Source organism: Myxococcus faecalis (assembly GCF_050039385.1).
Taxonomy (GTDB): domain Bacteria; phylum Myxococcota; class Myxococcia; order Myxococcales; family Myxococcaceae; genus Myxococcus; species Myxococcus fulvus.
Genome location: NZ_CP144336.1, coordinates 3758058 through 3772370, shown reverse-complemented (window position 1 = coordinate 3772370; position 14313 = coordinate 3758058). Strand labels below are relative to the sequence as shown.

Annotated in this window: 10 protein-coding genes; 5 read left to right on the top strand and 5 right to left on the bottom strand. The window is 72.2% G+C overall.

Annotated features, from left to right (window positions below; genetic code table 11):
* Nucleotides 1–42 precede the first annotated feature (42 nt).
* Together VZQ01_RS14860 and VZQ01_RS14855 are read right to left on the bottom strand one after the other, a co-directional pair.
* On the bottom strand, nt 43–735 hold the full coding sequence (locus VZQ01_RS14860; RefSeq protein ID WP_255652663.1) for a TFIIB-type zinc ribbon-containing protein: 693 nt from the start codon (nt 733–735) through the stop codon (nt 43–45).
* A 55-nt stretch (nt 736–790) separates the two neighbouring features.
* Complete coding sequence (locus VZQ01_RS14855) at nt 791–2212, bottom strand: galactose oxidase-like domain-containing protein (protein WP_426748168.1); 1422 nt, start codon at nt 2210–2212, stop codon at nt 791–793.
* A gap of 199 nt (nt 2213–2411) precedes the next feature.
* Between VZQ01_RS14855 and VZQ01_RS14850 the strand changes: the two genes are divergently transcribed.
* Nucleotides 2412–3839, top strand: coding sequence for an ELWxxDGT repeat protein (locus VZQ01_RS14850; protein WP_426748167.1), 1428 nt, complete (start codon nt 2412–2414; stop codon nt 3837–3839).
* Nucleotides 3840–3883: 44 nt separating this feature from the next.
* Nucleotides 3884–6637 (top strand): hypothetical protein, encoded by a 2754-nt coding sequence (locus tag VZQ01_RS14845; RefSeq protein ID WP_426748166.1) that lies wholly within the window; start codon nt 3884–3886, stop codon nt 6635–6637.
* A gap of 4 nt (nt 6638–6641) precedes the next feature.
* Here the strand turns inward: VZQ01_RS14845 and VZQ01_RS14840 are convergent, their stop codons facing one another.
* Nucleotides 6642–7415: a glucose 1-dehydrogenase gene (locus VZQ01_RS14840; RefSeq protein WP_223745916.1), complete on the bottom strand. Its 774-nt coding sequence runs from the start codon at nt 7413–7415 to the stop codon at nt 6642–6644.
* A 29-nt stretch (nt 7416–7444) separates the two neighbouring features.
* Nucleotides 7445–8431, bottom strand: a complete 987-nt coding sequence (locus VZQ01_RS14835; RefSeq protein WP_223745917.1) for a zinc-dependent alcohol dehydrogenase family protein — start codon at nt 8429–8431, stop codon at nt 7445–7447.
* 196 nt (nt 8432–8627) lie between these two features.
* Here VZQ01_RS14835 and VZQ01_RS14830 point away from each other — a divergent pair, with 196 nt between their 5' ends.
* On the top strand, nt 8628–9725 hold the full coding sequence (locus tag VZQ01_RS14830; RefSeq protein ID WP_223782473.1) for a lysylphosphatidylglycerol synthase domain-containing protein: 1098 nt from the start codon (nt 8628–8630) through the stop codon (nt 9723–9725).
* Here the strand turns inward: VZQ01_RS14830 and VZQ01_RS14825 are convergent.
* Nucleotides 9658–11874, bottom strand: coding sequence for a molybdopterin oxidoreductase family protein (locus tag VZQ01_RS14825; protein ID WP_426748165.1), 2217 nt, complete (start codon nt 11872–11874; stop codon nt 9658–9660). The two genes, VZQ01_RS14830 and VZQ01_RS14825, sit on opposite strands and share 68 nt — an antisense overlap.
* Nucleotides 11875–11950: 76 nt before the next feature.
* Here VZQ01_RS14825 and VZQ01_RS14820 point away from each other — a divergent pair, with 76 nt between their 5' ends.
* Both VZQ01_RS14820 and VZQ01_RS14815 read left to right on the top strand, forming a co-directional pair.
* Nucleotides 11951–12862: a hypothetical protein gene (locus VZQ01_RS14820; RefSeq protein ID WP_223745920.1), complete on the top strand. Its 912-nt coding sequence runs from the start codon at nt 11951–11953 to the stop codon at nt 12860–12862.
* 141 nt (nt 12863–13003) lie between these two features.
* A complete protein-coding gene (locus VZQ01_RS14815) occupies nt 13004–14011 on the top strand; it encodes a 3-oxoacyl-ACP synthase III family protein (protein ID WP_223745921.1) in 1008 nt (335 codons plus the stop codon).
* Nucleotides 14012–14313 lie beyond the last annotated feature (302 nt).

Below are 14313 nucleotides of genomic sequence, written 5' to 3'. Positions count from 1 at the left end.
CTGTCACGAGCATAGGGGATTCAGACGCGCCGTGCAGGTGGGTCACTGGAACAACCCCGCCACCACCGCGAGCAGCCCGCCCACGGCCGCGGAGACGACCTCGCCCCCCTCCACCGCGGCTTCGACGGCCGTGCCCACCCCCTCGGCGGCGCTGCCCGCCAGGTCCACCGCCCCCACCGCCAGCTCCACCACGTCCACCGATTCGGCCGCCTGCTCCATCGTGGACTGAAGGACTTCCGTCACCCGGGTGCGGGTCGGGGTGTCGCCCGCCACCTGGGAGAGCGCGACGGCCGCGGCCGCCGTGGTGCCCGCCGCCGTCAGCCCCACCACCAGCGGACGCTTCCAGCGGCGGTGCCAGTCCATCAGCTGCTTCAGCTCGTTCGCGTCCAGCCACAGCCCGTGGCAGCGCGAGCACACATCCACCGCGCAGACCTCCGTGCGCACCTGGGACAGCGTCTCGTCGCAGGACGGACAGCGCGCGGCGGGTGAGCCACACAGGCCACATTCTTCGCGCGTGGCCGGAACATGGTGCCGCGCGTGGCGGCAGCGCCGGGTCGCGGAGGGCAGCGCGGCCTGGAGCGCCTCCGTCCTCCAGCCCGGCGCCAGCCGCTCCAGCTCGCCCGCGTCCAGCCAGTGTCCCTGGCAGCGCGCGCAGGTGTCCACGGGGACACCGCGCAGGTCGATGACGCGCAGCGGGGGCGCGGGGGGCGGGCAGACGGGGCAGGAGCGTTCCATGACCCGGGCATCCTTCCATGAATCCGCCGGGGCCCGCAGGGGGTCGACGCGGGGCTCACGGGGGCGGGATGCGCAGCCTGCGGCCGTACGAGGGCACGCCCGCGTCGTTCACGATGAAGAGCTGGTAGTAGCCCGGCGGCGCGAGGTTGCGGTTGGGGGGCGCGGTGACGGTGAGGGCGCCGGAGGTCCGGGTGAAGGCCAGGGTGAGCAGCCGCTGGTTCATGTCGAAGGTGTGCGTGGTGGAGTTGAGCGCGATGAGCGACACGCGGGTGATGCGGGCCGCGTCGGGTGTCGTGATGGAGAAGGTGGCGCCGGGCTGGGACGTGGTGGGCGCGGCGGTGATGACGGGGCGCGCGCCCTTGAAGAGGTAGGGCGGGGAGAAGACCTCCGCGGTGCGCTCGTTCGCGCCGCCGGCCGACAGCACGCGCCCGTCCGGCAGGAGCGCCGCGGTGGAGTGATAGCCGCGGTAGCGCACCTGGCTGGCCAGCGAGGTCCAGGTGTTGGTGGCGGGGTTGTAGAGCTCCGCGTGGCGGACGGGCGAGGTCGCGTCGTCGAAGCCGCTGCCGCTGCTGCCGCCGACGATGAGCACGGTGCCGTCCGGCAGCAGCACCGCGTTGTGCTGGCGCCGGCGGATGCTCATGGGCGCCACGTACCGCCAGCTCGGCGCCGCCACGGTGAGGTCTATCTGCTCTACGGTGGCGGTGGGCGGCTCGCCTCCGCCGAAGAGCGTCACCTTGCCGTCGATGAACACCGCGGGCCCATAGCTGCGTCCGCCGAAGTTGCTCAGGGGGCCGGTGGTCCAGGCGCCGTTGCCATTGGGGTTCAGCCAGAGCGAGCCGCGCAGCGAGCCCGCGTAGAAGAGCTGGCCGTTGGGCGCCAGGAACATCTTCGGATAGAAGGGCAGGTTGCGCCGGGCGCCCGTCAGCGTGCGCCATGTGTTGGTGCCCGCGATGAAGCGCTGGGGAATCTCGTTGATGTCGCCCGCTCCGGCGATTTCTCCGGAGATGACCACCACGTCGCCGTTGGAGAGCGTGGTGTTGGTGGGGTACCAGCGCCCGGCGTTCATGTCCGGCAGCCGGGTCCAGGTGTTGGTGTTGAAGTCGAATGCGCTGGTGTCGGGCAGGCCCACGTGGCTGGCGATGTGGCCACCCGTCACCAGCAGCTTGCCGTTGGACAGGAAGCTGTGGCCGCTGCAGAAGATGTTGTAGCCCGCGTACGGGTACGTGGTGAGCGCCCCGGTGGACGGGTCCCAGCGGCGGGGTGGCAGCGCGCCCTCCGCGAACTCACCGAAGAAGAGCACCTTGCCGTCCGGCATCAGCGACAGGTGCGTGGCGGAGATGGGCCAGGTCAGCACGCTGGACCAGCGCCCCGTCAGCGACGGCACCTGGGCCCTGGCCGAGGTGGCGCCCAGCACCACGAGGCCCAGCAGGTGGACGGCGAGGACCGCGCACCGACGAGGCAGGGGAGGGTGGCGCATTGGCGGGCTCCAGGCGGGGTCGGGCGGACGAGGGGCCAGAACCTAGGGACGTCGCGCGCGGGCGCGAGCTGTCCGCCCGTCGCAAGTCACTGACGGCTGGGTGACGAGCCGTGCCACCGGAGGACCGTTGTCCGCGGAGGGCGCGAGGTGGCTTGGTCCTCTGTCTGGCTCGATTCGTGTCGACGAAGGAGATGTCCCGATGAGGTGCCGTTGGCTGCTTTGGGTGGGTCTGCTCGTGGGGTGTGCCCCGGCCTCGGGAGCGCCGGAGCCGGTGGAGGCGGCGGCTTCGCCCTTGTTGGAGTCCTGGGAGTACTGCTCGCGCACGGCGGTGTCGCTGGGGGTCACGCTGGTGGAGGACAGGCCCTACACCCCGCCGATGGCGCCGAGCACGGGCGGCATGGTGTTCAGCGCGGAGGACGCGGAGCGCGGCCGCGAGCCCTGGGTGAGCTCGGGCGCGCCGGGCGCGGGGACGCGGCTGTTGAAGGACGTGTTCCCAGGGGTGGGCGGCTCGGAGCCGACCTGGTTCACGCGCGTGGGCGCGAAGGTGTTCTTCGCCGCGAACGACCCGGCGGCGGGGCGGGAGCTGTTCGTCTCGGATGGGACGCCGGAGGGCACCGTCCGGGTGAAGGACATCTGGCCCGGCGAGGTGGGCTCGTTCCCGAACGCGCTCTTCGAGTACCAGGGGCAGTTGTACTTCACGGCGGGAGACCCGGCGCATGGGCGGGAGCTGTGGCGCAGTGATGGCACCGCGGCGGGCACGGTGCTGGTGGAGGACCTGGAGCCGGGGGTGGAGGACTCCTCGCCGGACCAGCTCACCCGGGGTGGGGACGGCGCGCTGTACTTCGTCATCTCGTCCCGGGGGCTGTTCACGCGGCTGATGCGGCTGGGCGTGGGGCCGAACGCCGTCGAGGTGTTGCGTGTGCCCAGTGACCTGGGCTTCCAGTTCCCGTTGGTGCCCGTGGGCCGCAAGCTGTTCTTCGTCAGGAGCCAGCAGCACCACGGCGCGGTGGGGCTGATGGTGTCGGATGCGGGAAGGGCGCCGGTGATGCTGGGCACCTTCGCGCGCGTGGGGGAGCTGGCGGCGGTGGGGGAGCGGCTGGTGTTCAGCGCCGCGGCGCACATGGAGGACGAGAACCTGGAGCTGTGGCGCAGCGACGGCACGGCGGCGGGCACGGTGCTGGTGGAGGACGTGCGCGCGGGCAACGTCGGCTCCAACCCCCGGAATTTCGCGGTGCTCGCGGACACGCTCTTCTTCGCCGCGGACGACGGCACCCACGGCGTGGAGCTCTGGGACAGCGACGGCACGGCCGCGCGCACGCGCATCTTCGGGGACCTGGAGCTGGGGCCGGGCGGCTCGTTTCCGCAGGCGCTGACGGTGGTCGAGGACCACCTGTTCTTCAGCGCGGACATCCGGGGGCGGGGCCAGGAGCCGTGGGTGAGCAACGGCTTTCGCGTGGGCACGGTGCCGCTGACGGAGCTGGCGCCGGGGCCTCGGGGCTCGTCGCCGAGGAGCTTCCGGCGCTCGGGGTGGAGCGTCTTCTTCTCGGCGGAGGATGCGACGGGGGTGCGGCGGCTCTTCACGCTGCCGTTCCGGCCGGACGGCAGGTGCCTTGTGCCGGGGCCGTGAGCACCTGGAGGAAAACAGGTCCCGGGACGTTGTAGACAGGGGGCATGGCTCCCTTCTGGGACAATGGCGCCGTTCGCGGCGCGCGGGTGCGGTGTCCGGGCTGCACCCGCTTCAATCCTCCCGGTGTCCGGTGTCCGAGCTGCGCCTGTGGTCCGGTGGCGCCCGAGCACTACGGCGCGGCGCGCATGCTGTTGCACGCGGGGGTGGACCGCTTCGCGCTGACGGGGCGAATGGAGGTGCTGGAGCCCGGGCTGGCCCGACAGCTGGAGGCCCAGTACTCCGGGCAGTGGGCGGGGGTGTTGCGCATCGTCGAGGACGCGCGGCGCTGCGAGCCTTTCCTGACGCTCGGGGGCTTCGTCGAGGAGGCGGAGGACCGCTGGGCGGACGTGGTCCCTTGGAGCCAGCCGCCGGTCTCTCGTGACGCGGCGGCGGAGGCGGATGACTCGCTGGATGCGCTCTACCAGCGGAGCGAGGACCCGGGCGTGCGACAGCTCGCGGCGCTCGCGGCGGTGAACCGGGGGCGGCCGTCGCGAGAGCTGTACTCCGCGGCGCAGGGGGCGCTGTATGCGGATGGGCTCGCCCGCCTGGAGGCCGCGCTTGCGTTGACGCGCTGGCGGGTCTGGTTCGTCGCGCCGGCGGGCCGGCCGCAGCGGGAGCTCATCGCGCGCCATGCGCGCGACGTGTTCGCGAATCATCCGGAGCATGCCGCCCGCGCCGCCGTGGCCTGGGTGCGCGCCACCGGCAAGGCGCCGGAGGTGGACCTGCTGCTCGCGTTGCGCGAGGGCCTGCGCGCCCAGGACAAGGACATCGCCTTCGAGTGCGCGCTCGTGTTGGGGGACGAGAGAGGGCTGCTCGCCGCGCTGCGCTCGGACGCCGAGGCCAGGGCCGCGCAGGGCTCAGACGACAAGGCCAGCGCAGCGCAAGGTTCGGCCGTTGAGGCCAGAGCCGTCCAGGGCGCGGACGATGAGACCAGCGCAGCGCAAGGCTCGGCTGATGAGGCCAGAGTCGTCCAGGGCGCGGACGAAAAGGCCAGAGCCGCGCGTGGCTCGGACGACAAGGCGAGGGGCGCGCTGAGCTTGGACGGTGAGGGCAATGCCGCGCAGGACTCGGATGCCGAGGACCGGGCCGCGCTGGCGGCGAGGACGCTGGCATCAATGGGTGCCCCCGCATTACTCACGGTCCTGCGGGAGACGCGGAGCGCGGTGCTCGCGCGCGAGGTGATGCGGCGCTGGCCCGCGCCCGCCTCGTGGGAGGTGGTGGACGCGCTGCTGACGGTCTCCGCTGGATTCGATGACGGGCTCATCGAGCCGCTGTCCCAGTGGGCGCGCCAGACGCCCTTCGCGAGCCTGTCGCCCGAGGTGCGCGAGCGCTGGCGGCAGTGGGCCGATGACCGCCTGGGGACGTTGCCCGCGGCGCGTGTGCTGAAGATGCTGGAGTGGGTGCGCGATGGCGACGAGGTCCCGGACGATGCGTCCGCGACAGCCTTCCATCGCGCCGCCGCCCAGGCCCTGTCCTCCGCGTCTTCATCCGAGCGCGCGGAGTTGCTCCACTCGCGCGCACTCGTGGACTTCCTCGTCCACGGAGAAGTGGAGGAACTGGCCCTGGTGCACACCTGGGCGCGGGACGCGGCATGCGCTGCGCCGCTCCTGGAGTTGCTCGTGTCGCTGCCCGGACGCCTGCGTCGCGAGCGCCCGGTTCCGGGGCGGTGCGCGCGGCTGCTGATGGCCGCGTGGGAGCGCCCCGCGCGCTCGACGATCCTGGCGCCCTTGAACAAGGCGGTGCGCTCCTGGAGCGGCATCTCCGGACGCGAGGAGCTCATCGACGCGGTGTGGCTGCGCTTCCAGCGTCACCCCGTCGACCGCGCGGAGCTGCTGGCCGCGTTCGAGCCCTGGCGACAGGAGCTCTGGGAGCGTCAGCTCGCGGCACAGCCGGACGCCATCGCCATCTTCGAGACGTGGTGGCGCGTGGACTCACAGAAGAGGCTGCCCGACCTGGTGTCCTTCCTCGTGGAGAACGCGCCCGTGGACACGCTGTCCGCCAGGCTTCCCTCCATCTGGGCGGCGGCCGAGGCGCGCGTGGACGCGTGGCCTCGTTCCACGTCGCACGCCGTCTTCCTCGCCGCCGCGCCGCTGGCCGGGGCCCTGCGCTCGGGACACGACGCCCTCGTCCCCGACGCGGAGCGCTTCCTCGCGTGGTTCCCCGGCTTCGAGGCGCGGGTGCTCGCGGCGTCCTCGCCCGAGGCCGAATCCAGCTACCAGCGGGACCTGCTCGAGGACCTGCACGTCGAGGTGCGGCTGATGCGCGAGGCCCTCGAGCGTCGAGCCGAGGAGGCAGAGGCCCTGCGCCAGGCCGAGCTGCGCAAGCGGGTGGAGGAGTCGCGGCGCCGCGACCAGGAGCGTCAGCTCGAGCTCGCCCGTCTCGAGGTCGAGGCCGCCGCGCTCGAGGCCGCACAGGCCCGCGCGGAGCAGGAGGCACACCAGGCCCGCCTGGCGGAAGCGCTGGCGCGGTTGGGGCCGCGTCCCACGCAGCTGCGACGGTTCGACGCGAACCCCCAGGTGGAGCTCCTCCCCATCGACGTGGAGGTCATCTTCCCCGGCGCGACGATGGCCTCGGTGCTGGACTACTCGCGCATCCTCAAGGCCCTCAGCATGGGCGACGACGCACTGGAAGTGTTCGCCGCCAATGGCCTGTCCGTGACGTCGTGGGGCACGGAGGGCCGCGCCTGGGGCGAGGCGATGATTCGACGCCCGGAGCTGGGCCTGCGCTTCTCCCAGCTCTTCCACGCGCCTTGGAGCTGAAGCGCTACTGCGCGGTGGAGCCGCCGTCGAGAATCATCTCCGCGCCCGTCATCAGCTTCGACTCGTCCGAGGCGAGGTAGACCACGGCGTTGGCCACGTCATCCGGCTCCCCCATCGCGCCCTGCGGAATCGTGCGCCGCAGCCCCTCGCGAGCCCGCTCCGGCGAGCCCGAGGACGCAATCAGCGCCTTCACCATGTTCGTCTCGATGAACGTGGGGTGGATGGAGTTGCACCGGATGCCGTAGCCGTGGTGCGCGCAGTGCAACGCCACCGACTTGGTGAACATGTGCACGGCGGCCTTCGCGCTGCCGTACGCCACCAGCGTGGGCACGCCGATGAGCCCCGCCACGGAGGAGATGTTGATGATGGAGCCCCTGGCGCCTGACTTGCGCATGGCCTGGATGCCGTGCTTGCAGCCCAGGAACGTGCCGTCCAGGTTGACCGCGTGCACCAGCCGCCACTCGGCCAGGGTGATGTTCTCCACGTCCTTGGGCACGCCCAGGCCCGCGTTGTTGACGAGCACGTCCAGCCGGCCGAACTTCTCCAGCGTCACCTCCATCGCGCGCACCCAGTCCTCCTCGCGCGTGACGTCCAGCGGGACGAACAGGCCCATGCCCTCACCCAGGGATTTGGCCACCTCGACGCCGGCCTCCTCCTGCTGGGGCCGGTCCGTCACCACCACCCTGGCGCCCTCGCGCGCGAGCATCCGCGCCGCCGCGCTGCCCAGCCCGCCCGCCGCGCCCGTAATCAGTGCCACCTTGCCTTCCACGCGCTTCATCGTCGTGCCTCCCGTCGAACAGCGTGTCTTCAGACAGGTCCATTGGGCGTGAGCAGCACCTTGCCGCCGCGTCCACCCTCCATCGAGCGCGCCAGCGCCTCCTGGATGGCGTCCAGCGTGAAGGTGCCCTCCACCGCCGTCTTCAGCGTGCCGTCGGCCACCAGCTTCGCCAGTCGGCCGAACGTCTCCTGCTGCTGCTCGCGCGGGGCGCGCTTGAGCCACAGCACCAGCCAGAAGCCGCGCAGGGTGATGTCCTTGAAGATGGAAGCTGCGGCCGACAGCTTGGGGCCCTTGCCGGACATGACGCCGTAGTTCACCACCGTGCCGCCGGTGGCGAGCGAATCCCCCAGCCGCCGCGTGGAGTCGCCGCCCACCGCGTCGATGGCCAGCCGCACCTTGGCGCCGCCCGTCGCCGCCTTCACGCGCTCGGGCAAATCATCCGTGTCCGTCAGCACCACGTCCGCGCCCAGCTCGGTGAGCTCCTTCGCCAGCTCCTCGCGGCGCACCACGTTGAGCGTCTTGTAGCCGGCCTGCTTCGCCAGGGTGATGAGGTAGCGGCCCACCGCGGAGTTGGCGGCGTTCTGCAGCACCCAGTCCCCGGGCTTCAACGCGCCGAACTCGCGCAGCAGGATGTCCGCAGTGGGCGGGTTGACGAACAACATGGACGCCTGCTTCAGGTCCGTGCCGGGGGGCACCGTCACCAGGCCCTCGGCGGGCGCCACCAGGTGCGTGCGCCACGTGCCCGCGCCCAGCGGCAGGAACACCAGGTCTCCCACCTTCACGGCCGAGGTGTCCTTCACCTCCACCACGCGGCCCACGCCCTCGTTGCCCGGCACCGCCGGCAGCTTGGGCAGCGAGCCGTACTGACCCGACAGGGTGAGCACGTCCGACGGGTTGATGGGCGTGGCCAGGACCTCGATGCGGACCTGCCCCGACTCGAGCGCCGCGTCGGGCTCCTCCACCAGCTCCACCACCTTCAACGGATGCCCGAACTTCGAAAACCGGACCGCTTTCATGGGTTGCTCCGAGTGCGCGCGGGAATTCGGGTCCGCACCCTAGCGACCTTCGGGCCCGGAGCCGAGCACGCACTCCAAGTCGTCGCGGCAACCCGTTCGCCAGGGTGGGGGCGCCAGGCACGGTGTCCACCGGCGGACGCGAGGGGAGGGGCAGGGGAGCACGAGGGCCTCGCATTCCCGCGTCGCGCTGCTCACCTTGCGTGGTGACTCGGGGCGGCTGGGTGGCGAGGAGGCGACAGTGGGCAGCAACGTGCGCGCGGGGATGACCCTGGGCCGACCGATGGAGGCCGCGACGGTGGCGGCTCCGCTGGCCGTTCCGTGGAGACGCAGGATGACGGGGCTCCTACGGCCCCTCTTCGCGGTGGCCGGGGTGGGCATGCTGGCGCTGCTGGTGCGCAAGGTGGGCCCGCATGAGCTCGGGAGCGTGCTGCTGGGCGCCGCGCCGTGGCTGCCGTGGGTGGTGCTCCTGGAGGTGGGACGTCAGGGCATGGACGCGCTCGCCACGCGCGCCTCCTATGGCGCGAGCGCGGAGCGGGTGCCCCTGAGGGTGCTGGCGCGCGCGCAGCTCATCGGCACCGCGGTGTCCAGCATGGCGCCCGCGGGCCGCGCGGCGGCGGAGGCCACCAAGGCCGCGCTCCTGTCACCCCACATGGGTGGCGGCACCGCGGCGGCCGCGGCGGCCACGTCCCAGGCGGCCTCGCTGGCGGCCGGCGGCCTCATCTCCTTTCCCTGCGCGGCGGCCTCGTTCCTGCTCACGGGCTGGTCCGTCTTCACGCTGGCGATGCTCGGCCACGGCGTGGTGCTGGTGCTGGCCTCCACGGGCGTGCGTGCGTGCATGCGCGCCCAGGGACCGTGCGCGTGGCTGGCGAAGCGCTCGCGCAGGTGGGCGCAGCTCACGGAGCAGTTCCGCCAGACGGCGTGCCACGGCCCGCTGCTCCCGAAGAGCCCCGTGCTGGCCTTCCTGGGCAGCCGCACGCTGCAGGTGGCGCAGTACGCGGTGCTGACGCACGCGGTGGGCATCGACACGTCGGTGGTGCAGGCGCTCTTCTCGCAGGGCCTCTACCTGTGCGCGCTGGCGGTGGGCTCGCTGGTGCCCGGCCAGGTGGGCGTGAGCGACGGCGCCTTCGCGCTGGCGGCGGGCGTGCTGGACACCACCGCCGCGCGCGCCATGTCGGTGGCGCTGCTGGGCCACCTAGTGCAGCTGGTCTTCGTGCTCGCCGGCGCGCTCACGCCGCTGGTGTGGCGGATGCCTGGGGTGGCGCGGCCGGCCTCACCCTCACCGGCGTGCCGTTGAAGGCCGCGTTGCCGCTGACGGCGTCCACCGCGTGGTCGTCCGTCAGGTCGTTCTGGCTGATGCCCGCGTGCTCGCTGGCCACGCGCAGCTTCGTGCCCTGACGGCGATGGCCATAGCCGTGCGGCAGGCTCACCACGCCCGGCATCACCTCGTCCGTCACCGCCACCGGCACCGTCACCTCGCCCACGCGGGAGGTGACGGTGGCGTCCACGCCGTCCGCCAGCCCCAGCCGCGCCGCGTCCTCCGGGTGCACCATCAGCGTGCAGCGCGGCTTGCCCTTGAGCAGGCCCGGCACGTTGTGCATCCAGGAGTTGTTGTCGCGCAGGTGTCTGCGGCCGATGAGCAGCAGTTCGCCCGCGCGCGCGTCGGGCGCCCCGCCCTCCGGGAACGTCTGGGCGAGCCGCCGCACGTCCGCGACGAGCAGCGGAGGGGCCAGGTGCAGGCGCCTGTCTTTCGTCTGAAGCCGCTCGGGCAGGCACGGCTCGAGCGGGCCCAGGTCCACGCCGTGCGGTGAGGCGCGCAGCTTCGACAGCGACAGGCCCTGGCGCAGCGGATGGAACCGGCTGCCGTGCGGGCCCAGGCGCAAACCGATGTCCAGCATCCGCTCCGGCCCCAGCCGCGTGAGGGTCTGGTAGCGCAGCGTCTGGCGCACGGACGGGCGCCCCTTGCGCAGGGTCTCCAGGCGGTGCTGCAGCGCGAGGACGATCTGCCAGTCGTGACGCCCCTCCGGCCCGGGCTCGAACAGCGGCGGCGAGTACTTGGCGGTGTTGCGCACGGCCAGCGCGTGGAAGGCCACGTCGTAGTGGCCGCGCTCCAGCGGGGACACGGGCGGCAGGATGAGGTGCGCGTGGCGCGTCGTCTCGTTGAGGTACGGGTCCACGCTCACCATGAAGTCCAGCCCCTGGAGCGCGCGCTCCAGCTGCGCGCCGTTGGGCGTGGACAGCACGGGGTTGCCCGCCATGGTGACGAGCGCGCGCACGCGGCCGTCGCCCGGGGTGAGCATCTCCTCGGCGAGCACGGCCGAGGGCAATTCGCCGCCCGTCTCCGGCAGCCCACGCACCCGGCTCTTCCACCGGCCATGGCTGCCCCGGCCGAGCGCCATCGCCTTGGGGCCGCAGATGATGTCGAAGGCGGGCTGGGTGAACATGGCGCCGCCCTCCTTGTCCAGCTGGCCCGTCACCGCGTTGAGCACGTTGATGAGCCACTGGCACAGCGAGCCGAAGGGCTGCGTGGACAGGCCCATGCGCCCGTAGCAGACGGCCGCGTCGGCGGCGAGGAACTCGCGCGCGACTGTGCGCACCGTCTCGGCGGGGACTCCGGTGTGCGGCGCCACGCGCTCGGGCGGGAAGTCGCGCGCGAGCGCTCGCACGGTGTCGAGCCCGTCCGTGAGCGCGTCCAGGTGCCCCGTCCTTGGCGGGTGCTCGTGGAGCACGACGTGCAGCAGCGCGAGGAGCAGCAGCGCGTCCGTGCCGGGGCGGATGAAGACGTGGGTGTCCGCGATGGCCGCCGTCTCCGTGCGGCGCGGGTCCACCACCACCAGCTTGCCGCCGCGCTGCTGGATGGCGCGCAGCCGGGTGCGCACGTCCGGGGCCGTCATCAGGCTGCCATTGGACGCGAGCGGGTTGGCCCCCATCACCAGCAGATAGCGCGTGCGGTCCAGGTCCGGGATGGGCACCAGCAACTGGTGGCCGAACATGAAGTACGACACCAACTGGTGGGGGAGCTGGTCCACCGACGTGGCGGAGAAGCGGTTCTTCGAGCGCAGCGCGCGCACCAGCTCCGAGCCGAACACCATGTTGCCCAGGTTGTGCACGTTGGGGTTGCCCAGGTACGACGCCACCGCGTCGCGCCCGTGCGCCTCTTGCACCGCGTGCAGGCCCTTCGCCGCCTGGTCCAGCGCCTCGTCCCACGACACGCGCTCCCAGCCCGTCGGGGTCCGCCGCATCGGGTGGCGCAGCCGGTCCGGGTCCTCGTGCAGGTCCTTGAGCGCCAGCGCCTTGGGACACACGTGGCCCCGGCTGAACGGGTCCTCGTCGTCTCCCCGGATGGAGGTGATTCGCTCCTCCTGGAGTTCGATGCGCAGGCCGCACATGGCCTCGCACAGGTTGCACGTACGGAAGTGGACCCGGGACGTGGCCTTGGCGCTCATGCCGCGCACTCTACACAACGCCAATGCCTGACGCGGATGGCGGTGCCATGAAAGGATTGTGTCACGAGGAGAACACATGCGCCGGATGGAGCCGTGGGTCATCGCCGTGGGGTTGTTGGCATTGTCGCCGCTGGACGTGGGGGCCACCGAGCCGCCCCGAATCGTCGTGTCCAAGGCCCGGGCGCTGAGCTTCACCCGCCAGGACGCGGTGGTGGGGCGGGCCGAGGAGGTGCGGATGGGGATGACGATGCAGCAGGATTTCTACATCACCGCGCCCTTCATGGAGCCGGAGCCCATCGACGTCTCCACCGAGATGTTCCAGGCGCAGGTCTTCACCCCGCTGGAGGTGAAGGGGCCCCTCGTCACCAAGGCGAAGCTCGCCTATGGCGATGTGGTGGACGTGATGAAGGACCCGCAGGGACGGCAGAAGCGGCAGGTCACCGTCGTCCACCAGAAGACCTACGTGGGTGAGGCCAGGGCGGGCCGAGTCGAGGTGACGGACGCGAACGGCCAGCCGGTGCCGCCGGAGGAAGCCGAGCTGGTGCGCAAGGACCTGGACGGGCTGGGCGCCGAGGACCCCATCGCCGCCGCCTTCCCCCGGGGCCCGGTGAAGGTGGGCGCGAAGCTGGACGGCGTGGCGCGCGCCTTCGAGAAGCTCCTGCAGAAGGGCAACCCCGCGAGCGTGAAGTTCCGCAAGACGCGCGTCCAGCTCCAGGAGATCCACGAGGACCCGCGCGGCCTCGTCGGCCTGTTCCTCGTCTCCACCACGATGGAGCTGGCCCCGGACGAGCAGAACCCCATGACCACCACCATCGCCTACCAGGGGACGATGCACGTGCTGGGCGAGGGCACCGAGCTGACCGCCTTCAACCTGCAGGGGCCCGTCGTCTACACCCCCATCCCCGCGATGAAGGCCAAGGGCATGCAGGTGAAGGGCAAGGGCGACTCGGTCCTCTTCTTCTCCGTCCAGCCCGTGAAGAAGCCCTGACGACACGTCGCGTCAGTCCCCGTCGCGTCGGGACTGGAATGGCCCGGCGCGACGCCCGCATGGCCGGCTGCTCCGCGGAGCAGCGCGGGCGTGACAGCACGCTGACAGAGAATGGGCAGGGTTGGGCGTTAGAGGGTTCCCATGTTCCTGCACGCGCTCGGTCACTTCCATCCGCCCAACCTCCTCACCAATGCCTTCCTGGAGGAGCTGGGCCTCGAGACCTCGGACGCGTGGATATTGGAGCGGGTGGGCATCCGCTCCCGCCACACGGTGCTGCCGCTCGACTACCTGCGGCAGACGCGCAACCGGGACGTGCGGGCCGCGCAGGAGGCCGCGCTCTACAGCAACGCGCAGACGGGCGCCCACGCCGCGCGCCTGGCGCTCACGCGCGCGGGGCTGAAGCCCTCCGACATCGGCCTCGTCGTCGCGGGCGGGTGCAGCCCGGACGAGTGCATCCCGGCCGAGTCCAACCGCGTGGCGCAGGAGCTGGGCATCGACGCGCCGGCCGTGGACCTGCAGAGCGCCTGCTCGTCCTTCTGCACGCAGCTGCACTTCCTGACGGGCATGCGCCCGGAGCGGCTGCCGGAGTACGTGCTCGTGGTGAACATGGACAACTCCACGCGCGTGGTGGACTACGCGGACCGCTCCAGCGCGGTGCTGTGGGGCGACGGCTCCTCGGCGGCGGTGCTGTCCCCCCGCGTGCCGGGCCGCTGGCGAATCACCGAGACCCGCCTCGCCGGAGACCCCTCGGGCGCGGACAAGGTGCGCGTGCCGCGCATCGGCCACTTCACCCAGCACGGCGCGGAGGTGCAGAAGTTCGCCATCCGCCGCGCGGGAGAGACCTTCCTGGACCTGCGCGCCGACTACCTGGCCCGACACCCGGACCAGGGGCCCGGCGACGTCACCTTCATCGGCCACCAGGCCAACCTGCGCATGCTGGAGGCCGTCCAGCGCCGCTGCGAGGTCCCCGAGTCCCGCCACTTCTTCAACGTCCACGTCCGGGGCAACACCGGCGCGGCGGGCGCCCCGGGCGTCCTGAGCGAGCACTGGGACGACCCCGGCCTGGGCGACGCCCTGGTCCTGAGCGTGGTGGGCAGCGGGCTCACCTGGGCCGGCGCCCTGCTCGAGCGCACTCGCGCCGCCCCCTGACGCACCCTGGCACCCCGGTCCGAAGTGTCCGACCGGGCGCCCGTCATGCAGCCTCCTTCCCCGCACGTCGGAGAGCGCTGGTATGTTCTCCAACGAGCGTCATGGCCCCGACACCCCGCGACATCCCCCTCCCGAGCTCCCCGTGGCTGACGGCCCCGGGCCCGTGCGCCTCGACGCCGGGCGTGGGCGGGGCCTCACCCCGGGTCCGCTCCGTCCACTGCTCCACAGGGAACTGGAACGATCTGCTGGCGGTCGCGTCCAGGCATGCGCACCTATCCGGGCACCGTACTCGGACGGGGCGG

What these genes read in the sequence shown, in the direction of transcription:
- VZQ01_RS14860 (WP_255652663.1), bottom strand. Translation starts at nt 735, where the DNA reads ATGGAACGCTCCTGCCCCGTCTGCCCGCCCCCCGCGCCCCCGCTGCGC.
- VZQ01_RS14855 (WP_426748168.1), bottom strand. Translation starts at nt 2,212, where the DNA reads ATGCGCCACCCTCCCCTGCCTCGTCGGTGCGCGGTCCTCGCCGTCCAC.
- VZQ01_RS14850 (WP_426748167.1), top strand. Translation starts at nt 2,412, where the DNA reads ATGAGGTGCCGTTGGCTGCTTTGGGTGGGTCTGCTCGTGGGGTGTGCC.
- VZQ01_RS14845 (WP_426748166.1), top strand. Translation starts at nt 3,884, where the DNA reads ATGGCTCCCTTCTGGGACAATGGCGCCGTTCGCGGCGCGCGGGTGCGG.
- VZQ01_RS14840 (WP_223745916.1), bottom strand. Translation starts at nt 7,415, where the DNA reads ATGAAGCGCGTGGAAGGCAAGGTGGCACTGATTACGGGCGCGGCGGGC.
- VZQ01_RS14835 (WP_223745917.1), bottom strand. Translation starts at nt 8,431, where the DNA reads ATGAAAGCGGTCCGGTTTTCGAAGTTCGGGCATCCGTTGAAGGTGGTG.
- VZQ01_RS14825 (WP_426748165.1), bottom strand. Translation starts at nt 11,874, where the DNA reads ATGAGCGCCAAGGCCACGTCCCGGGTCCACTTCCGTACGTGCAACCTG.
- VZQ01_RS14820 (WP_223745920.1), top strand. Translation starts at nt 11,951, where the DNA reads ATGCGCCGGATGGAGCCGTGGGTCATCGCCGTGGGGTTGTTGGCATTG.
- VZQ01_RS14815 (WP_223745921.1), top strand. Translation starts at nt 13,004, where the DNA reads ATGTTCCTGCACGCGCTCGGTCACTTCCATCCGCCCAACCTCCTCACC.